Source organism: Mesorhizobium sp. Mes31 (genome assembly GCF_024519675.1).
GTDB lineage: Bacteria > Pseudomonadota > Alphaproteobacteria > Rhizobiales > Rhizobiaceae > Mesorhizobium.
Map to the genome: position 1 here is coordinate 1 of NZ_JALJRL010000018.1, position 19,605 is coordinate 19,605.

At 62.5% G+C, this 19,605-nt stretch carries 21 protein-coding genes; 17 read left to right on the forward strand and 4 right to left on the reverse strand.

Annotated elements, in window-relative coordinates:
• The first annotated feature begins 273 nt into the window (after positions 1-273).
• The 5 genes from NR193_RS25375 to NR193_RS25395 all read left to right on the forward strand — a co-directional run bounded on the left by NR193_RS25375 (position 274) and on the right by NR193_RS25395 (position 4,691).
• Complete coding sequence (locus NR193_RS25375) at positions 274-1,029, forward strand: terminase large subunit domain-containing protein (RefSeq protein ID WP_256753489.1); 756 nt, start codon at positions 274-276, stop codon at positions 1,027-1,029.
• 332 nt (positions 1,030-1,361) lie between these two features.
• Complete coding sequence (locus NR193_RS25380) at positions 1,362-3,647, forward strand: HNH endonuclease (protein ID WP_256753490.1); 2,286 nt, start codon at positions 1,362-1,364, stop codon at positions 3,645-3,647.
• On the forward strand, positions 3,644-3,943 hold the full coding sequence (locus tag NR193_RS25385) for a hypothetical protein (RefSeq protein WP_256753491.1): 300 nt from the start codon (positions 3,644-3,646) through the stop codon (positions 3,941-3,943). Before NR193_RS25380 ends, NR193_RS25385 begins: the two co-directional genes overlap by 4 nt.
• A gap of 8 nt (positions 3,944-3,951) precedes the next feature.
• The gene (locus NR193_RS25390; protein WP_256753492.1) at positions 3,952-4,266 is read left to right on the forward strand and encodes a hypothetical protein; all 315 of its coding nucleotides are present in this window, start codon (positions 3,952-3,954) and stop codon (positions 4,264-4,266) included.
• Positions 4,267-4,478: 212 nt separating this feature from the next.
• Entirely contained in the window at positions 4,479-4,691 is a 213-nt protein-coding gene (locus NR193_RS25395; RefSeq protein ID WP_256753493.1) for an SMI1/KNR4 family protein, read from the forward strand.
• 231 nt (positions 4,692-4,922) lie between these two features.
• On the opposite strand, the gene NR193_RS25400 is transcribed toward NR193_RS25395, so the two are convergent.
• Positions 4,923-5,408: a hypothetical protein gene (locus NR193_RS25400; RefSeq protein WP_256753494.1), complete on the reverse strand. Its 486-nt coding sequence runs from the start codon at positions 5,406-5,408 to the stop codon at positions 4,923-4,925.
• A 551-nt stretch (positions 5,409-5,959) separates the two neighbouring features.
• Here NR193_RS25400 and NR193_RS25405 point away from each other — a divergent pair.
• Positions 5,960-6,529, forward strand: coding sequence for a hypothetical protein (locus NR193_RS25405; RefSeq protein ID WP_256753495.1), 570 nt, complete (start codon positions 5,960-5,962; stop codon positions 6,527-6,529).
• 232 nt (positions 6,530-6,761) lie between these two features.
• On the opposite strand, the gene NR193_RS25410 is transcribed toward NR193_RS25405, so the two are convergent.
• Positions 6,762-7,376: a bifunctional 2-polyprenyl-6-hydroxyphenol methylase/3-demethylubiquinol 3-O-methyltransferase UbiG gene (locus NR193_RS25410; protein WP_027052502.1), complete on the reverse strand. Its 615-nt coding sequence runs from the start codon at positions 7,374-7,376 to the stop codon at positions 6,762-6,764.
• 285 nt (positions 7,377-7,661) lie between these two features.
• Between NR193_RS25410 and NR193_RS25415 the strand changes: the two genes are divergently transcribed.
• The 6 genes from NR193_RS25415 (at position 7,662) to NR193_RS25440 (ending at position 11,817) form a co-directional block, all read left to right on the forward strand.
• Positions 7,662-9,443, forward strand: a complete 1,782-nt coding sequence (locus NR193_RS25415) for a portal protein (protein ID WP_256753496.1) — start codon at positions 7,662-7,664, stop codon at positions 9,441-9,443.
• On the forward strand, positions 9,440-9,760 hold the full coding sequence (locus tag NR193_RS25420; RefSeq protein ID WP_256753497.1) for a hypothetical protein: 321 nt from the start codon (positions 9,440-9,442) through the stop codon (positions 9,758-9,760). Before NR193_RS25415 ends, NR193_RS25420 begins: the two co-directional genes overlap by 4 nt.
• 346 nt (positions 9,761-10,106) lie before the next feature.
• Positions 10,107-10,535, forward strand: coding sequence for a hypothetical protein (locus NR193_RS25425; protein WP_256753498.1), 429 nt, complete (start codon positions 10,107-10,109; stop codon positions 10,533-10,535).
• A complete protein-coding gene (locus NR193_RS25430) occupies positions 10,535-11,056 on the forward strand; it encodes a hypothetical protein (RefSeq protein ID WP_256753499.1) in 522 nt (173 codons plus the stop codon). The genes NR193_RS25425 and NR193_RS25430 overlap by 1 nt, the downstream gene beginning before the upstream one ends.
• Before the next feature lie 126 nt (positions 11,057-11,182).
• The gene (locus tag NR193_RS25435) at positions 11,183-11,614 is read left to right on the forward strand and encodes an SMI1/KNR4 family protein (protein ID WP_256753500.1); all 432 of its coding nucleotides are present in this window, start codon (positions 11,183-11,185) and stop codon (positions 11,612-11,614) included.
• Entirely contained in the window at positions 11,611-11,817 is a 207-nt protein-coding gene (locus NR193_RS25440) for a hypothetical protein (RefSeq protein WP_256753501.1), read from the forward strand. The genes NR193_RS25435 and NR193_RS25440 overlap by 4 nt, the downstream gene beginning before the upstream one ends.
• Before the next feature lie 326 nt (positions 11,818-12,143).
• Here the strand turns inward: NR193_RS25440 and NR193_RS25445 are convergent, their stop codons facing one another.
• Positions 12,144-12,281, reverse strand: coding sequence for a hypothetical protein (locus NR193_RS25445; RefSeq protein WP_256753502.1), 138 nt, complete (start codon positions 12,279-12,281; stop codon positions 12,144-12,146).
• A gap of 140 nt (positions 12,282-12,421) precedes the next feature.
• Positions 12,422-12,739 (reverse strand): YMGG-like glycine zipper-containing protein, encoded by a 318-nt coding sequence (locus tag NR193_RS25450; RefSeq protein WP_256753503.1) that lies wholly within the window; start codon positions 12,737-12,739, stop codon positions 12,422-12,424.
• Between the two features lie 351 nt (positions 12,740-13,090).
• Between NR193_RS25450 and NR193_RS25455 the strand changes: the two genes are divergently transcribed.
• The 5 genes from NR193_RS25455 (at position 13,091) to NR193_RS25475 (ending at position 19,437) form a co-directional block, all read left to right on the forward strand.
• Positions 13,091-13,663: a hypothetical protein gene (locus NR193_RS25455; protein ID WP_256753504.1), complete on the forward strand. Its 573-nt coding sequence runs from the start codon at positions 13,091-13,093 to the stop codon at positions 13,661-13,663.
• 244 nt (positions 13,664-13,907) lie between these two features.
• A complete protein-coding gene (locus NR193_RS25460) occupies positions 13,908-14,819 on the forward strand; it encodes a hypothetical protein (RefSeq protein ID WP_256753505.1) in 912 nt (303 codons plus the stop codon).
• Positions 14,820-14,862: 43 nt separating this feature from the next.
• Positions 14,863-15,852 carry a Coat protein gene (locus tag NR193_RS25465; protein WP_256753506.1) on the forward strand — a complete coding sequence of 330 codons (990 nt, stop codon included), beginning with the start codon at positions 14,863-14,865 and terminating at the stop codon, positions 15,850-15,852.
• Between the two features lie 517 nt (positions 15,853-16,369).
• Positions 16,370-16,969: a hypothetical protein gene (locus NR193_RS25470; protein WP_256753507.1), complete on the forward strand. Its 600-nt coding sequence runs from the start codon at positions 16,370-16,372 to the stop codon at positions 16,967-16,969.
• A complete protein-coding gene (locus tag NR193_RS25475; protein ID WP_256753508.1) occupies positions 16,969-19,437 on the forward strand; it encodes a hypothetical protein in 2,469 nt (822 codons plus the stop codon). Before NR193_RS25470 ends, NR193_RS25475 begins: the two co-directional genes overlap by 1 nt.
• Positions 19,438-19,605: the final 168 nt, after the last annotated feature.

Genomic DNA, 19,605 nt, shown 5'->3' on the forward strand with positions numbered 1-19,605 from the left:
GAAAAGCCAATTGCTTGGCTTTTCGAGCTTCGAACGCCCTGAGCCTGCGAAGGGCCGGGCGACCTCTCAGAACTTAGCTTCCTCGCCCCCGCAAAGCGGGGGAGAGTGGCCGCGAAGCGGTCGGAGAGGGGGCTTCGTAGGGTGCCGGGTTGGCAAGATGAGATTGGCGTCATCTGCCAGGTCTGCGCCATCCCCCTCTCCGTCGCGGCTTCGCCGCGCCACCTCTCCCCCACATTCGTGGGGGCGAGGAACCCAGGCTTTCCGAGGCCCCCCATGTCCCGACACGTCACCTTCATGACCATCGACGATGCCGCGCATTATTCCCCGCAGGAGCGGGCGGCGATCGTTGCGGCCTATCCCGCGCATGAGCGCGAAGCCCGCGCCCGGGGCATTCCGGTGCTGGGGTCGGGGCGCATCTTTCCGGTGGCCGAGGCGCTGATTGCCTGCGAGCCGTTCCGGCTGCCGCGCTACTGGCCGCGCATCGGGGCGCTGGATTTCGGCTGGGACCATCCTTCGGCGGCGATAGAGCTCGCCTGGGATACCGAGGCCGATGTCGTCTATGTCACCAAGGCGGCGCGCGCCTCGCAGCAGACGCCGGCGATGCAGACGCTGACGCTCAAGCCCTGGGGCGAATGGCTGCCCTTCGCCTGGCCGCGCGACGGCCGCCGCGAGACGCTGGAGGGCGCCGGCGTGGCGCTCGCCCGGCAATATCAGGCACACGGGCTGAACATGCTGTCGCGCCACGCGCAATTCCCCGATGGTTCGGTGTCGGTCGAGGCCGGGCTGATGGAGATGCTCGACCGCATGCAATCCGGCCGCTTCAAGGTGTTTTCGACGCTTGGCGACTGGTTCGAGGAATTCAGGCTTTTCCATCGCAAGGACGGCCAGGTGGTGAAGTTGCGGGACGACCTGATGGCGGCGACGCGCTACGGCGTGATGATGCTGCGCGAGGCGGTGGTCGATCCGGCTGAGTTCAAGGCCGCGCGGAAGCAGACGGGGCAGAGCGATCCGCTGGGGGCTTTTCGGTAGCTTCCACACTTCGTCATTCTCGGGCTTGACCCGAGAATCCATGCCGTGACATCGGCCGACGAACGCGGCCCGTCGGAATTCTGCACCGCTGGCGGCGCACAGCATGGATCCGATGGTCCGCACCGCGTCCGCTTCCTTGCTGCGCCCAGGATGACGAGTGGGCGGCGTGCCTGGCCGCGCCTGTAATCCGCAGTACCGGTCGGTCCCTTAAGAAATTTCCCTCCGCCAAATCCCGCGAACGCAGCGGCCAGCGAGCGCGTCATCCGGTCCTGCCGCGATCACCAGCGCGGGGCGCGCCCTTTGTTCAAAACCAGTTGGGCAGGAGACAGCCAATGGTCAGCATCATTCCTCTCTCCGTTGCCCAGCGCCGGCTCGATACCGGCAACGCGGTGCAATATCCGCAAGGATCGCCAATCGGCGGCGCCATGCAAGGCCTTGGCGAGCACCTGTCCGCTGTCGCCGAGCGCTATCAGCAGATGAAGGAGCAGCAGGAGGCGTTCGACGCCGAGCTTAAGCGCCGCCAGTTCAACGCCCAGATCGCTCAAGCCGAAGACGCAGTGGCGGCCAATGCGCCGGCCGATGGCGCTGGTCTGCATGAGGCCATGTACGGCCAGGTCGACCCATCCAATGGCCGGGTGGTGAAGACCGGTCTGTTCGACACGCTGTTTGCCGCTGCCTTGCCCGACATGCCCGAGAGCCAGCGTGCCGCTTTCGCCAGGCAGAAGGAAGCGCTGCGCGAAACCGGCGCGCGACGCATGGCGGCACGGGAGCTTCAGCAGCGCAAGGATTATGAGCGGGCGCAGGTCGACACGGCGCTGCAGACCAGCGCCACCGCCATCGGCAATGCCAATCCCGACGATCACCTCACGTTCGAAGCAACCCGCCAGCAAGGGCTCGACCTGATCGACAAGATGGGGGTCGACGCCGGCATCAGGCAGCAGATGGTCAAGGACTGGTTCGGCACCGCTGCCAGGACGCGGTTCGAGGCACTGATGGCCAAGGACCCGCAGCGGGCGCTGGAGGTGTTTGGTGTCGGCACGCCCGCCGCCGGCAGCACGGCTACGGGCGACAGCGCGCAGACTGGGGGCATCTCGTTGTCAGGCAGCCCCGACGTCGCTGCGGAGAAAGGTGGCCGTATCGGCACACCGACGCCGCATGAGCGCATGGCGCAGGCGTTCAGGGACGATCTTCCGCAGCAGGACCAGGATGCGCTGTCCTTGAAGGCAAAGCTAGCCAAGTTCGCTCGGGACATCAACCTGCGCGTCGCGATCACTCGCGCCGAGGCGGAGGCGCCAGACGAGATCGCCCGCAAAGGCGTCTACTCGGGCAGTATGCCAGGCCGGGATGCCTACAGAACCATCTATGGCCTCGACGAGGGTGACAAGCGCCTGAAGGCTCTTGAGTGGCAGACCGATGTCGGGAAGCAGATTTTCGACATGGGCACCATGCCGAACCAGGCGATTCACGCCGCCCTTCGCGATGCGGATGCGGGTGCGAACACTTCGCAGGAGGACCAGTCGCGCCGTGAGGCAACCGCCGTCGCTGCGAAGCTGGTCTTGGAAAGGAGACGGGCCAATCCCGGTGACTACGTCAGCGAATTATCTTCAGATATTTCCGCTGGCTGGAAGGCTGTACTTGGCAATGGCCCTTACGGTCCAGAGGCATATGACCAAGACGCCTACGACAAAACGCTGGCCTTGTCTGTCGCCCAGCAAAAGGCATTGGGCGTCGCTGATGAAGATCTTCAGCCCGTGCCGTTCTCCATTCTCCTTAGGCTTGCCGAGGACCGCGACAGCGGAAGCATGGACGTCATGGACAATTACGCGAAGGCAAGCGCGTTGTTCGTGCGCACGAAAGATCCTGTCGTGCGGGCAGCCCTGGTCCGGGAATTGGATGCTGCCGGTCTGGGCGGGATTCTCCCCGGCGGCAAGCCGGGCCTTTCGGCGGGCGAGTTGTTTCGGGAGGACGCCAAAGCCCTTGGCAAGGTCGCGGCGAATACCGGGATCGCCGTAGCCAACGTAAATGATTGGGTTGCCTACGGCCTTTCGGGAGGAACGATCAGCCCTCCGCACTACGAGAATGCCTACTACGAGCCTTCGAACAATATCGAGAAGGTGGCTATGCGTCAGGGGAATGACGCATTGGGCTGGGCGATTCCGGGGCCTGGGGTTGGTCGAGCTGCGGTTGTCGAGAAAGACATATTACGAGCAGTTGGGCCGACGAGTGACATAGCGGCACAGCGTGCCGAAGTGCTCGGCGCAATTCCGGCGCCAACAGGCCAGTTCTACAGTGTAATATATGAGATGCGATTGGACCCGACCTTGTATCCGGGTTCGTCGCGCCCAGTACACGTCCAAGCTGCAAACGAATCCCTATTGCGAACGATGGAAGAGGAAATTGCTTTCGCTCAGGATCTGCTGAATCAGGGTCTCAATCTTCAGCGAACGCCGAAAGGGCTAGCCCCCCGCGCTGCACCTTCCGGCTTCAGCTGGCACCACGCAGATGAACCCGGTGTAATGCAACTCGTCCCTAGATCTCAACATGATCAGGGGAGTATCTTTCAGAAAACACTGCATCCCAATGGCCGAGGAGGATTTTCCCTATGGGGAAAAAAATGAAGTTGCTGGATATCGTTGGGCGGTTGTCGGAATTTGACGAGGAGGACCCGGTCTACGCAGCGGAGCCCACAATCTACGTGGCGGAGCCTTGGACAGAGGATTCAGACGCAATGGTTTTGCCTCAGCAGGATGGGGTGTTGGTACCACCCGAGGCAGCTAAAGAGGGCCTAGCATACTTTCTCGAAATCAACCTTGCGATCGAGATTGCCGAGGCTTTTCTTGCATCGCAGAAAGAAAAGCCAAGCATTTCTGCCATCTGCGAACGCGTTATTTATTATGCCACCTATGATGCGTGAGAGGTTAAATGTCGAATAACCCACGTTATGACGGACAGCCGCTGCTTAGACTGCTGGATGTTTATGTGCTCTGGGCGATCGGAGAACTTTCTCAAGAGTCGGAGGAGGGCTTGAAAAGAATGGCCCCCAAACTGCAATCTCTGTTTGGTGGTGATGGACAATGGCATGATGCAGTCGCCCAGTCCATGCACATGCCCGACGGAATGCCGGAAGCAATCCGGGATATGTGGGCGAAAAACCTCAAAATCGCCCGCGACAACAATATGACGCTCACGCCCCAGCAATTTGCCGAGATGTTCGTGGACAACAATTTCGCGGCGTGAGCTTCGGCAGAATTACGGTGACGGTATTGCCCTGCCGTGGTCGGCCTCGTCCCCGAGGTTTCGCGAGCAAAACGCGGCCATGCGGTCAATCCATACGGACTACCTGCCGGGTATGGTGCACTGTGGCCGTAATTCGAAGTTGATCGAAAACAAGCTACGCCGTGGTGGAATCAGTTGCTGAAGGACCTGGGAGGATAGCGGTGGGATACAGTTTGACTGAGGGCCAGTTCGACGCGCCGGCTGAATCCACAGTTGTCGATGGCCTGTCGGCACGTTTGGGAGTCGCACTGCCCAAGGACTACGCCGATTTCCTCAAAGAGCATAATGGAGGTGAAGGATTCATCGGCGACAGCTATGTAATTTTTTTATCAAACCGATTGCGGTTGGCGGCGATCCAGTCAGTTTGGAGAACAAGATATGGTTGACCAGACAAGAGCATTTTTAAGTGGTGCGCTTCTGGAATCGAACTATCGAAATTCAGCGTAAGGTGGCACTGGAGAAGGTGGCACGGGCGGATCGTTAGGGCGCGGCAATTGCGGCGATGTGCATTTTAGCGGCTGTGTCTATGTGAGTGGAGGGAGGTTCGGGACCGAGACGTGGAAATAGTGCACTGTCACCGTAATTCGGCTTTGGAGCTTGAAGATGAGCTCCACGCGTTACCGATTTTTGCGGAATGACCGGGCGATACGCTCGGCAATCGGCCCGAACGTCGCCTGATCCTTCTTGTTCCAGACCATATCGAAACAGGTGATGATACGGTGTTTCTGGCACATGCCGTAGAAAATTGCCGTTCCGTCCGCTGAGGTGCCGGAAACCGCGGCGAGCGATGGCCTGTCAAGCTTATATGTCACTTTGTGGGCATCGCCGACGACCGCCTGCTTGAGATACTCGAACGGGCTCATTTTGTTGTTATCGGCCCGGTACTGACGGAGCTCGGCATCGGGATACCCGATTGGGTCGAACGTTTGGCCGTGGTTGTCGGCGAAGCCACCAAGCAATCGACCATCGCCCTCAACAAAGAAAACGGGGATTTCGATTGTGCTTCCACCGCTGATGGAGGTGGTCCATTTGATAGGCTCCTTGGCAACGGCCAGCGGTTGCGCCAGCATCAATAAGCCAAGTGCAAAGACGATTGCTCTCATGACATTTCCTCTCCCAGCATCGCCATCGTAGAAATGCCTCCTATGGTTGTGCCGTTTGTCGTACTACGCCGATCAGGTTGTGACAACAATTACATGGGCCGCAACAGCAGTTTCGGCAAGCGTTGTGAGATTATCCCAAACGCTGCGCGACATGGCTTTGCGATGGCCGTGCTTTTCAATGACGATGGCTTGAGAACGATAGGGAGTTACATGCTGGCCCGGAAGCATAAATTAGGAATTTTTTCTTACGTACCATTGACGGCGTGACGGCACCAATGGTACATTTTTGTCCATGGTGCTGATTTGCGCCAACGGCCCGCCGACGAGGCGGGTTTTGTTTTGGGGCGATGGTCGGTTCGGATAGATGCCGCGACGATCGCGACGGAACGCAGCGCCTCGTCGCGGCGCCCGCAGGTCACGGGATGAGATCCCTTGGGCTGCGGAGCAGCTCCAGGTCTGCGCTGCGCTTCCTCCGCCATAGGATGACGAAGCAGATGGCGCATCGGCGCTTCCTTCGCCGACGATGGCTTCCGACTGACGAAAGTCCATCCATGACGCTCCGCATCATCCCCGCCACTTTGCGGGACCTCTCCTATATCGCCGCGAACCTGCGCCCCGAGGACCGCGCCGAGATCGACTGCCAGCTTGACCATTGGTCGCCGGCGCTGCTGGCGCTGACGGCGCTGCAGGGGTTTGCCTATGTCGCCGAGCTCGACGGCAATCCGGAGGCCGGATTTGGTGCCGCCGAGCAGCGCGGCGGGCTGTGGATCGCCTGGAGCTGGGGCACGCGCCGCATGAAGCGCTGCGTGCCTGGGATAACGGAATTCTTTCACACGGTGCTTGGGCCTCAGGTCGCCGCGCGCGGCGCCTGGCGGGTCGAGGCCCGGGCGCTTGCCGCCAATCATCTGGCGCTGCGCTGGCTCGGCCGGCTCGGCGCCACGCAACGCTGCCGGCTGCCGGGCTATGGCAAGAACGGCGAAGATTTCTTCCTCTATGACTGGACAAGAGAAGGCTGGAACCATGTGTCTGTTTCAAAAACCACCGGAACTGAAGCCATTGCCGCCGGTGCCGACCGTGCAGGACAAGGATGTGCAGGCGCGCGAAGCGGCGCTGCGGTCTGAGCTCGAACAGCGCCAGGGCACGGCGAGCACGATCAAGACCGACCTCGCGCCGTCGAGCCTCACCGGCCAACGCCGCGTGCTCTTGGGGCTTTGACCATGACCGCGATGAAGCGCAGTTTTCGCCGCCGCGTGCTGGACTGGTGGTACTGGCGCCGGCATGCACGGCTGGTGAAGAAGCGCGGGTGAGGGGGGCATCCTTCTCCACCAGGGGGAGAAGGGAAGGCTCCGCCGTTCACGCCTTCTTCGCGAACGCCCAGACCATCAGCGGGTATTCTTCATCATTGCTCAAGTCGCGCCACAGGCCGTAGGCGCGCACGGGGCCACCAATATGGGCGCGGGCGCAGGCCTTGTTGCCCCAGCCATGCACCTTGACGTTGGCCTCGGCAAAACCACCCTCGACCATCAGCTGCTTCAGGCCGGCTGGCGTCCATCTGTTGTAGTCGTGCGGCCTGGCATGGACCCGGAACAGGAAAGGCGTCGCCACCATCGCCCAGCCGCCTGGCCTTGTCATGGAATGGATATTTGCCACCGCCGCCAGCGGCCGCTGGACATGCTCCAGCACCTGGTCGGCGATGACGATCGAATATTGCTCGTCGGTGCGGTCCTTGCAGATGTCGAAGGCGGGGAAATCGACCGACCTATAGTTGGGGCACATTGCCCGCCAGTAGCGGTTCCAGCCGGGCGAGATCTCGATGACATCGGAGGCCTTGCGGTTTCCGGCTTCGAGGAAGAGCGTGAACGCCTCGATCTGGCGGATGCGTAGCCAATTGCGGGAATCATAGCCAAGCAGACGTTTGGCCGCCTGTTTGCCGCGGTTTTTCAGGGCGCCGGCAAGGCTTGTCGTCATAGGATCGACCTCCTTCAAAGCCCGCCGCGCAGGAGTCCCTAACACCGCCAGGTGGGCAAAAGATGACAGGGCAGCCAATCTCCCCCCTCGTGGGGGAGATGCCCGGCAGGGCAGAGGGGGGCGTGAAGGAACGCCAACCTCGGCCATTTCCAATCGAACACCCGTGACGGGCAACATGAATATGAGGCTGGCGGGACAGCGCCCCCCTCTGGCCTGCCGGCCATCTCCCCCACGAGGGGGGAGATCGACAGTTCCTGCCTCCGCGCCAAACAAGCGAGCTTAGACATGACCGATTCCCGCGCCCGCGATATCCTTGTCCGCCAGTCCGAGCTCGAGAGCGAGCGCAGCCAGTATGAGGCTGTGTGGGAGCAGGTGGCGGAGTTCTGCGACCCCGACGCGCCCGATATCTGGCGCGGCCGGCGCAGCGGCGGCCCGGACTCGCAGGCCGAGCGGCAGGAGCGGCGCGGGTCACGCGTCTACGCCAACACCATCAACTCGGCCGCCAACCGGCTGGCCGCCGGCCTCGAAAGCCTGATCATTCCGCAGTCGGAAAAATGGCACGGGCTGTCGACCGCGCAGATGAATGACGAGGAGACCGACGAGGAAAAGGAGTGGGCGGAGGCCCTGCGCGATTTCCTATTCTCGCTGCGCTACTCCGCCAATTCGAACTTCGTGCCGGCCACGCAAGCCTGCCTGCGCAACGTCGTGCGCTATGGCCCGGCCTATCTCTATGCCGAGGAAGGGTTCGGCAACACGCTGATCCGCTACGCCTCGATCCCCGTCGTCGAGGGCTATCTCTCGCGCAACCGCTGGGGCCAGGTCGACACGTTCCACCGCCGCTACGAGCGCACGGCGCGGCAGGCAGCACAGCTGCTCGGCTACGACAAGCTGCCGGCACGCATCAAGGTGCTGGTCGACGACCCGGCCAAGTGCGACACCAAGATCTCGCTGGTCCAGTGCATCCAGCCGCGCGACGAGCGCAAGATGTACCGGCTGGGCGGCCAGTACCAGTATCTCGACACGGCGTTTGCCTCCTACCACGTCATCGAGGACGAGGAGGAGATCGTCCGGGAAAGCGGCTTCCGCACCTTCCCGGTGTCGACCTTCAACTGGCGCCGCTACGAGGGCGATCCCTATGGCATTTCGCCGACCATCGAGGCGCTGACCACGGTGCGCGAGGAGAACGCGGTGCGCCGCTCGGGCCTGCGCGCGCTGCAGCAGATCACCGACCCGGCCACCGCCTCGAAGGCCAGGCTCGACTATGTGCCGGTGCTCAATCCCGGCGAGAACTATCCCGGCCTGATCGACGACAATGGAAGGCCGCTGATCGCGCCAATCACCACCGGGCAGAACCCGACCTATGCCTTCAACTACGCGCAGAGCCGCGCCGACGAGATCCGCGACATGATGTTCGTCAATCTGTTCCAGACGCTGGTGCAGAACCCGCAGATGACGGCGACCGAAGCGCTGATCCGGCAGGAAGAGAAGGGGGCGCTGCTCGGGCCTTCCGGCTCGATCATCCAGGCGGGCTTCGCCACCAATCTTGATCGCGAGCTCGGCATTCTCGAGGACAAGGGGCTCTATGACGAGGACAGCCGCTTCCTGCCGCCGGAAAGCCTGGCCGGCAAGGCGGTGCGGCCGACCTTCACCGGCCCGCTCGACGTGCTGCGCCGCTCGGCCGAGGCGCGCGACACCATCCAGGTGGTGACGACGGCCATGCAGATGGCGCAGTTCGACCCCGGCGTGATGGACAACATCGACAGCGACGAGGCGATCAAGATCGTGCAGAGCGCCGGCCGCAGCCCGCAGCGCATTTTCCGGCGCAAGGAGGAGGTGGACGGTCTGCGCGGCGCGAGGGCCAAAGCCCAACAGGCGCAGGCCGGCATGGCGGCGATCGCCACCGCGGGCAAGGCTGCCAAGGATGCGGTGCCGGCGGCCGTGCAGGCGCGCGACAGCGGCTTGCTTGATGGGTTGCAGACCATGCTGCAGGGCGCGGGCGGGCAGGGTGGTCAGACCGGGCAAGGCATGCCCGGTGGTGGCCAGGCGCCGGCGGGTGGCGGCGCATGAGCGGCAAACGCTTCGCCCGCGCCAGTCAGGCCGGCGGCCCGGCCAGGGCGCGGGACGCGCTGACCAAGGCGTATCTGCGCGTCTTCTCCGGCGAGGATGGCGAGATGGTGCTGGCCGACCTCGCGGCGACCGTCGGCTACTACCGGCGGCCGTCCTATGGCGAGTGGATGGCACGGACCCGGACGCCCGATGGCTTCGAACTGCACAGCGCGCTCAGCAATGCGCGTGCCGAAGTGGTGCAGCACATTATGGGGTTCCTGACCCTGGACGAGGCGCAGCTGGCGGCGCTGGAGAAGGCGGCAAGGGCGGAGGGGTAGGCGAGGGCCATCTCGCCAAGCATACGGTGATGACAGCGCTCATCGAAAGACTTTCTTTAAAGAATATCCCGAATTAGCTGGATCCGTTTTTTATTCACCACCGAATCGAGCAGAAAGTTCTTAAGAGATATATTGGAGTTATAACAAATGAGATGATGCACTCGCTTGAAAATCTCCGCGGGATACCAAAGGAGTTGAATTCCACGTTGCATCTGAGTACCATCCGGCGCGAATGGGGCGCTTTCTACAGGCAGAATCCAACTACCACACTACAGAAGCTGCTAGAGAAGGCGGCGGAAGTAGATCAACAATATGGCCACCTTTTCAATCCACCAATAGGTAAGAAATGAAATATTATTATCTAGAACCAGAAGTTTCTGGCGGCCCTGGTGAAAATACCATTATGAACTCAAGCGTTCACCCTCCTTTCGTAACCCGTTTACACTATGAATTTGATGGATGGTTGGGCGATAGCATAGTGACGTCGTTCCCGTGTTACATTGTAACCGAAGATGCCAGAGAGAAAATTCTTGAAAGTGAGTTCTCTGGTATAACATTTGATGACGTCGAGGTGACCACATCCGAGTTGTTCGAGGAAATGCAACCGGACCAGAGGCTTCCGCCCTTCGCATGGCTGAAAGTGAACGGGGATGCGGGCCACGACGATTTCGGAATCGCGAAAGACTATCGCCTCGTCGTTTCCGAACGCGTTCTCGATGCCCTCAAGCCGTTCGGGATCTCCAATGCCTTGGTTGAACCTTTTGAAGCATCTTGATGTTCTCAGTCTTGGGGGCGGCGTTGAGGCGATGGATTGCTGTGCTGAGGTCGAAACCTGACGAAGCGACACCGGGGCACCCGCCCAACGAGTCGGCAGGATACTTTAAAATAAGACCGAACGTCGCTGGCGGGATTGGCGAAAACACCGTTCTCGACCGGAGCGTTCACCCGCCAATCGTAAGCAGGCTCCACTATGTGGTAGAGGGCTGGTTCGGTGATGTAATCGTTGCGACATTCCCCTGTTTCCTCGTCACTCAGGAAACCCAGCGCGCACTGCAGGAGATGGGATTTTCAGGTGCGACGTTCGCCGACGCCGAGGTGACTATCTCGGAAGAGTGTCAAGAGGATCAACCCGGTCTGGAGCTGCCACGTTTCGTCTGGCTGAAAGTGAATGGGAAGGCTGGCCGAGACGATTTCGGGATCGCAATACCCTTCCGCCTCGTCATCTCGAAACGCATTCTTGATTTGCTGGAATCACTGGGAATACCGTTTGCAGTGGTCGAACCCTACGAACAGTAACGGGATTGCGCCTTTGTTGTCGCGGCGACGCAACGGCCTCTCCGGTGAGTTTGGCGGTAGTCCGATCGACACCTCCAACGAGATCGTTCTGCCTCGCGAAGTTCATCGACAACAGGCTACGCCGTGATGGAATCAGTTGCTGAAACACCTGGGAGGATAGCGGTGGGATATGGTTTAACTGAGGGACAGTTCGATGCACCGGCTGAAGCCGCAGTCGTCGATGGCCTGTCCGCACGCCTGGGAGTCGCGCTGCCCAAGGATTACACCAAATTCCTTAAGGAGCATAATGGCGGCGAAGGCTTCATCGGCGACAGCTATATAATTTTTTTCAAAGCCGAAGAGTTGGTAGACTTCAACCGAGAATATGAGGTTGAAAAATACGCACCAGGCATCCTGTTGTTTGCATCAAACGGAGGAGGGGAAGCCTATGGCTTCGACACCCACGATGTGGAAATGCCAATCGTGCGCATCCCCTTTATATTTATGGAACGGCAATCCGCCGAGACGATAGCGCGAGACCTCGCCGATCTATTTGCTACGCTGGGGGACTTGAAATGAGCGTACAAGATACAGCTTCTCGCTCCAAGGGCATGGAACTGTTCGAGATCAAACCGATAGCGGTTGGTGGCGATCCAGTTAGTTTGGAGAACAAGATCTGGTTGACCAGACAAGAGCATTTTGAAGTGGTGCGCTTCTGGAATCGAACAATCGAAATTCAGCGTAAGGCGGCGCTGGAAAACGCGGGACGAAACGGGGAATAGGGCGCAAGGGGCACTGCAATGGTTGCGCCTGAGCCGGACGAGGGATTGGTGCCGCCAGCGGCCGCCAAAAAGGGCCTGACATATTTCATCGAAATATTCATCGCGATCGAGAATTACGGTGACAGTGCACTAATTTCCTTTCGCCGTCGGCCTCGTTTCTGGGGTTTCACGGCTCTGCCGGTTTGCCCGGCGATCCGATCCAAAAACGCCTCGTCGCCCACCGGCCGGCCGATGCTCTCGGCCTTGCGCAGGTTTGGCATAAGGCACCAGCCCAGGTGCTGACATCGGCGGCCCGGCAATGCTCGACCAGCAGCCCCCTATAGAACTCATAGTCTCGATGCGTGATTGTCGACGGCGGCACCCGGCAAGACCAGGCAACCGCTGATCTGGCCAATGTTGATGGCTTCCTTGGCCTGTGCGGAGACCGAAAAGGCAACCAGGAGTGAGGCTGTCAGAAGTCGCATCGTCACCCCCTTGGAGAGGAGACGATAGCGTCGAAATGCTCTGGGGATAAGGGCAGAGCCAGCTTTTCAGGCCTTGGCGCTGCCCCTCATCCACCCTTCGGGACCTTCTCCCCGTTGAACGGGGAGAAGGTGGCTAACGGTCAATAATCGCCGTTGTAGTAGCGGTCGTCGCAAGGCGCCGTGTAGATGCGGCCGTAGCGGTCCTGGTAGCGGCACATCTGTTCGCCGCGGCGCTGCGGGGTGGTGGCCGAGCCGACGACGGCGCCGAGCAGCGCGCCACTGGCCGCGCCGATGACCGTGCTCTTGGTGTTGCCGCCGATGGCCTGGCCGACGAGAGCGCCGCCGGCGCCGCCGATCAGTGCGCCGGTGGTGGCACGCTGCTGGCCTTCGGTCTGAGTCTCGCAGCCTGCAAGGGCCGCAGTCATGAGGACGGCCAAAATCGCTTTCTTGATGATCATCTGAAGAACCTCCTTTTGAGGCCACGGGGGCCGATGCCCAGCCAAGTGCGGTCGCATTGCGGCGGAACGGCGGCGCCCTTTCTCACGAAGTGAGTCATGGTTTCTCGGGCGTTGATAGGCCGAGAGGCGAAAACACCCCTTTCGAACAAGGCGGTAGCGCCGATCCTTGTCAAAATGATTCAGCCTTGGCGTCTGGCCCACGCCGGCCCGTCGCCATCGCTCCCCAGCCCTTCGACCTATCAATCCGCCCGAAGGCGGACCGGCCTTTCACCGTTCGTCATCTGGAAAGCCAAGCAATTGGCTTCCCGTGCGCCGCGCGCACCACGTCTCGCCCAACAATGGAGAAATGAAATGACCCGAGGTCTTCCCCGCACACTCGTCCGCGCCGCCGCCCGCGAGGCCGGCTTTGCCCCGCCCAAGCTCGGCCTGAAAGCCGTCACATCAGGGCAGGGCGGCTCTTATCGCACCGTGTTCACCTTCGCCGGCATGCAGGTGCCGGTTACTGACGCGCTGGCCTATGCCAGCCAGAAGGTCTTCGACTTCACCGACGGCAAGGTGCGCATCAAGGGCGGCACGGCAAGGCTGCAGTTCGCGGTGCTGACGGCGCGTGCATCGACCATCAACGACAATGCGGCGCTCACCTGGTCGCTCGGTTCAGCGCCGGCATCCAGCGCCACGCTCGCCGGGGCCATGGTCAATGTGCTGGCCTCGACCGCCCGCGCGCTGGACGGCGCCGGTGCCGCGCTGTCGACCGCCTCGGCCGCTGACATCGCCGCCGCCGCGACGCTGGATGGCACTGCAACGCCGGTCGATCTCCATCTCAACCTGGCCTTCGCCACCGGTACGGACATCGATGCCGACGGGACGCTTGCGGTGACCGGGACGATCACGCTGCTCTGGGAGAACTGGGGGGATAATGCGTAGGCGCCCGATGACGGCCAATCTCCCCCGTGAGGGGGAGATGCCCGGCAGGGGCAGAGGGGGGCGCTGTCCCGCCGGCCTATCCTGTTGATCAAATTGCATTTGCACGAAGGTGCAGGCCGACGAAGTGCGCCGATCGCTTGCGTTCCTTCGCGCCCCCCTCTGTCCTGCCGGACATCTTCCCCACGAGGGGGAGATTGGCAGCTTCGCCGCCGGCTCATTTCTAACCCTCACAAGGAAATCTCACATGACAGATCTGGCAGACGCCGGGTCCGTGGCGGCGCGTGCGCTGCCGGCGGGCAACCCAGTACGGCCACCGGCAGGCGCGGACAACGGGTCCGCCGCACCTGTCGCCAAGAGTTGGTTTGACGGTCTTTCCGAAGGCAACCGCAAGCTCGCTGAAACCAAGGGCTGGACCAAGCCTGAAAGCCTCGATCGGGTTTTCACATCCTATGCGGAACTGGAACGGCAGCAGGGTGAGAGCCTGCGCGTACCCGGCCCGGATGCATCACGCGAGGACTGGGAGCGTTTTCATGCCCGGCTGCCCGAGACCATGCGTCCGGTTACCTCGTCCGAGAAGGTCGAATACCGGCGGCCGGAAGGCCTGCCGGAAAACTTCGCCTATTCTGACGAACTCGCCAATGCGTCCAAGGCCTGGGCGGTCGAAGCCGGCGCAACGCCGAAGATCGCCCAAGCCTACCACGACAAGTTCGTCGGCTACATGGCCGAGCAGGCCGCGCGCCAGGAAATCGCGCTCGCCCGCTCGGTCGAGGCCACCCATGACGACCTCGTCAGGGACTGGGGGCCGACCGACAGCGACGGCTTTCGCCAGAAGCTCGAGGTCGCCAACCGGGCGATGAAGAAGCTCGGCCTGGTCGACGCCTACAAGGCGAAGGGCATCCTTCTGCCTGACGGGGCGCTGACCGATCCGCAGATCGCCAAGGCGTTTCACGCCGTTGGCGAGGCGATGTTCCGCGAAGACACGATCGACGGCGGTGCTGCCTCGAGCGGAGGCAATCCCTTCAAGCGCAACGCCGCCGGCGAACGCAACCTGACGGCGATTTCAGCCCTCGTCAAAAGCGACCCCGCACGCGCAAGGCGGCTGGCTCGCGAGGCCGGCGAGAGCCCGGACCTCTGGATGCCAAACAACCCCCTCTGACTCTACAGCTCGCCGCCAAACCCAAACCTGAAGGAAGAGAAAAATGGCAGATGCCTACACCCGTATCGCGGACGCGATCGTTCCGTCCGTCTATGCGCAATATGCTTTCGAGGAACACGTCCAGTCGCTCGAGATCTACCAGGCTGGAATCCTGTTCTCCGACCCGGCCATCTCCTCGAAACTGTCGATGGGCGGCCGCTCGGTCGACATGCCCGGCTGGAAGGATCTCGGCAACGATCCGTCCGAGCCGGTCAATGACGATCCGGCCGACTCCATCGAGATGAAGAAGATCGGCTCGCGCCGCGAGGTCGCCGCCCGCAATGTCCGCGCCCAGGCGTGGGGCGTTCCGGACCTGACCTCGATCCTGGCGGGCGATGATCCGCAGAAGCTGATCGTCAAGCGGCAGACCGAGTACTGGCAGCGCGCCAACAAGCTGACCTTGCTCGGCATCCTGAAAGGCGTCGTCGCCGACAACATCGCCAATGACGGCGGCGACCTGGTGCGCACCACCGGCGCTTCCATCGTCGACACCGACATCATCGAGGCGGCTTACCTGATGGGCGACCGCGCCGACAAGTTCAAGACGATCTGGATGCACTCCAAGCAGATGAAAGCGCTGAAGCTCGCCGACCTCATCGACTATGTGCCGTCCTCCGAGCAGGGCGGGCCGCTGATCCCCTACTACATGGGGCTGCGGGCTGTCGTCGACGACGACATTCCGGTGGCCGCGGGCGTCTACACCGCCTTCATGTTCAAGGACAAGGCGATCCTGTGGAACGAGCTGCCGGTCAACACCGAAGGCGGGCCGCTGGAGTTCGACCGCAAGCCGCGGCAGGGCCATGGCGGCGGCGTCACCGAAATGGTCGGCCGCCGGCACTTCGTGCCGCATGTTCCCGGCACTCGCTTCCTGGACGCCTCCTCGGCCGGCGAATTCGCCACCGATGCGGAACTGGCGCTGGCGGCCAACTGGGACCGCACCGCGTCCAGCGTCAAGAACATGACGTTCATCGCGCTGAAGACGACAGAAGCCTGACCGGGCCGAGGCGAGGGGCGGGGGCGTCGCGCCCGCCCCGCTGAAGCGTGGCCAGGCCGTGAAGAAATGCTGGTATCCTGGTGTGGCCGGGGTCACGCGAAAAGGCGGACCCGGGGGACACGGGTCCGCCTTTGCTTGCCGAGCTGCTTCGGGGGGAAGACGGGTTTTCGGCAAACAATCCGATAGCAATGTCAGCATGCGTTGAATGTGCTGGGCTTCGGAAGATTGGATAGTGAGCGCGTCTCGCCTCGCATTCAATTCGCCCGATAGGCGTAATCCGATATACCTAAGGCTGGGACGCCAGCTATGTTGGCCTCCTCACAGTCGACGTCGGCAATCCGTCGTACAATCGAGCCTCCGGACAGAGGCGCGCGGTCCCCCCAGCTTCGCGTATCCGCCGACGACAACCGCCGGCTCCCACCTCCCATCCACATCAGACACACTGCCGCCCCGCAGCGGCTTTTTGCCGTGGAGGCATCAAATGTTCCGATCAACCACCCTGACGGAGGCCTGACCCATGGCCATCACCCCGCTCGACATCGCCAACATGGCGCTCGCCGTGCTCGACGAGGCGCCGATCGACAGTCTCGATCAGGACGTCAAGGCGGCGCGGCTCATCAATCTGCATTTCGACCTCGCGCGGGAAGCGGAACTCACCAAATACGCCTGGGTGTTCGCGATCCTGCGCGCCACGGTCGCGGGTACGGATAGCGGCAGCGGCGATTGCACGCTGAACTTCGCCTATGAACTGCCGGCCGACTGCCTGCGGCCGCTGCCATTGACCCACAATGGCGAACCGGACGGCGTGCCGATTTCCTGGCTGCAGGAGGCCGGGGTGATCTACTGCGACCAACAGGGGCCGCTAGCCATCCGCTATGTCGCCAACCTCACCGACCCCAACGACTGGGACGCGCTGTTCACCGAGGTGCTGGTGGCGGCGCTCGCCATCAAGCTCGCGCATCCGCTGACCCACAAGTCGGGCATGATCGACATCGCCCGCTCGGCCTATGACCGGGCGCTGGATGCGGCGCTGACCGCCAATGCCATCCAGCGCGGCGGCCGGTTCTACACCGCGTCCTGGGGCAGCCAGCGCGGCGACAACAGGATTGCGCGCTGATGACGACACTCTATCCGGTCCAGGACGTCTTCACCCGGGGCGAGATTTCGCCCAGGCTGCACGCCCGCGCCTCGCTCGATTTCTATCGGGCGGCGCTGTCGAAATGCGAGAACTTCGTCACGCTGCCGCATGGCGGCATCCGCAAGCGCGGCGGCACCTATTTCGCCGGCGAGGTGAAGGTATCGGCCAGGAAGACGCGGCTGGTCCCGTTCATCTTCTCGGCCGACCAGGCCTATGCGCTCGAATTCGGCGACCAGTATATCCGCGTCTACGCCTATGGCGCGCGCGTCGGCACGGTGGAGGTCGCCTCACCCTATCTCGAAGCGGACCTTTTCGAGCTCACCTATGTGCAGTCGGCCGACCAGATGTGGATCACCCATCGGGATTATCCGCCCAAGGTGCTGACGCGCACCGCGCATACGAGCTGGACGCTGACGGATTTTCTCTTCCTCGACGGTCCATACGATCCAATCAATGAGACCGCCACGACGCTTCAGCCGGCGAGCACCGGCCACGCGACGCCGAAGATGACGAGCGCCACCGCGCCGAGCGGCACGGTGACCGATGACGGTACCGGCGCCAACAGTTGGCAGATTTTCGATCGCGATTTCACGCAATACGTAAAGGTCGGGGACGGAAGCAACGGCTTCGTGCAATACCGGTTCCCGGCCGGGCAAGGGAAGGCGGTCAACGCTTACTGGATCGCGGCAACCGACAACGTCACCAGCAACGGCGACATGGCGACCGCGTGGACGCTCTCGGGCTCGAACGACGGTGTCAATTACACATCTCTCGACAGCCGTGCGGGCGAAATCGGCTGGTCAGGCTCGGAGGTCCGTTTCTACGAATTCCAGAACTCGGCCACCTACGAATATTACAGGTTCAAGTTCTCCGGCGGTGGCGGCGGTGATGCAACCGTCACCAGCATGGCTGAACTCGCCATGGCCGAAAACGGCGACACCATGACGCCGTTCGATCTAACCGCCTCATCGATCGTCGGCATCAACGATGGCGCCGGCTTTCAGCCGAGCGATGTCGGCCGCGCCATCCGGCTGCTCGGCGGCGACAATGTGTGGCGCTGGGCCAAGATCACCAGCCGCACCAGCACGACGGTCGTCAAGATCAGGCTCCATGGCCATGCGCTTCCCGACCTCTCGCCGATCACCCGCTGGCGTCTCGGCACCTTCGTGCCAGGAAAATATGTCGAGAGCGGCTCGCTCTACGAAGAGCGCCTGGCCTTCAGCCGGAAATTCTCGGTCTATGCCTCCGCCACCGGCGACTTCGACAATTTCGCGCTCGGCGAGAAGGACGACGATGCGCTGGAGTTCGTCCAGGCCGGCGGCGGCCAGGCCAACGACATCGTCTGGATCGCCGATTCCGACGGCGCGCTGCTGATCGGCACTTCGGGCGGCGTGCGCGCCCTTTCGGGCTCGGGCATCGACGAGGCGCTGACGCCGTCCTCGTTCAAGAACCGGCGTTCGCGCACCTTCGGCTGCGCCCGCATCCGCCCGGTCGATGCCGGCCAGTCGTTCCTCTATGTCACCCGCTCGCGCAAATCGATCGCAGAGCTGACGCAGACGGCGCAAAGCCGGTTCACCTCTGACGATGTCGGCCAGATATCCGAGCATATCCCCAAGCAAGGCGTGGTCGAACTGGCGTTCCAGACCGACCCCGACCCCATGCTGTGGTTCCCGCTCGATAATGGCGAGCTTGGGGGTTACACGCACCAGCCATCCCAGGATGTCAGAGGCATGCACCGGCACCGCCTGGGCGGTGGCTTCGGTGGCTCCGATTGGGCGGTCGTCGAAAGCGCCGCGGTGACCCCCGGGCAAGACGGCAATGACGACCTCTGGCTGGTCGTCAAGCGCACCATCAACGGCGTGACCAGGCGCTATATCGAGATCAAGACCGCGCCGTTCGAATATGGCGCCATCGCCGACGCCTTCGAGGTCGATTGCGGCCTGACCTACGTTGGCGCCGCGGTGACCACGGTGGGCGGCGCCATGCATCTCGCAGGCCAGTCCGTCGATGTTCTGGCCGACGGCAAGGTCTATCGCGGCCTCACCGTCAGCGGCGGCGGCACGGTGACGCTGCCGGGTGGGGCGACCGCCGCCAAATGGCAGCTCGGCCTGCCCTATGCGGCTGGCGCCGACACGCTGGAACTCGATGTCGGCGGCCGCGACGGCTCCATCATCGGCCGCCGCAAGAAAGTGGCGAAAGTGATCCTGTCGCTGCTCGAGACCGACACCACCGGGCTCGAAGTGCAGTCCTTCCTGCGCGGCCGCTGGGAGCCGGTGCGGATACATTCGGTCGCCGCGCCTGACGGGCGGGCAACGCTGTTCACCGGCAATGTCGAGGTGCCGATCGACGACAGCTGGGAAGGGCAGGGCCGGGTGCGGATCCGCCACGTCAACCCGACGCCCTGCACGATCCGCGCGTTCACGCCGGTGTTCGACGCGGAGCCGTAAGTGAAGCCAGCGTAGCGTTCCCGCCCACCCCCCTCCCTCTGGCCTGCCGGCCATCTCTCCCGCAAGGGGGAGATCAGCGGCACCTTCTGCTTTCGCCAATCGCCAACGTCGCAGGAATAGCGCCACGTCTGAACTGCCAATCTCCCTCCTTGCGGGGGAGATGGCCGG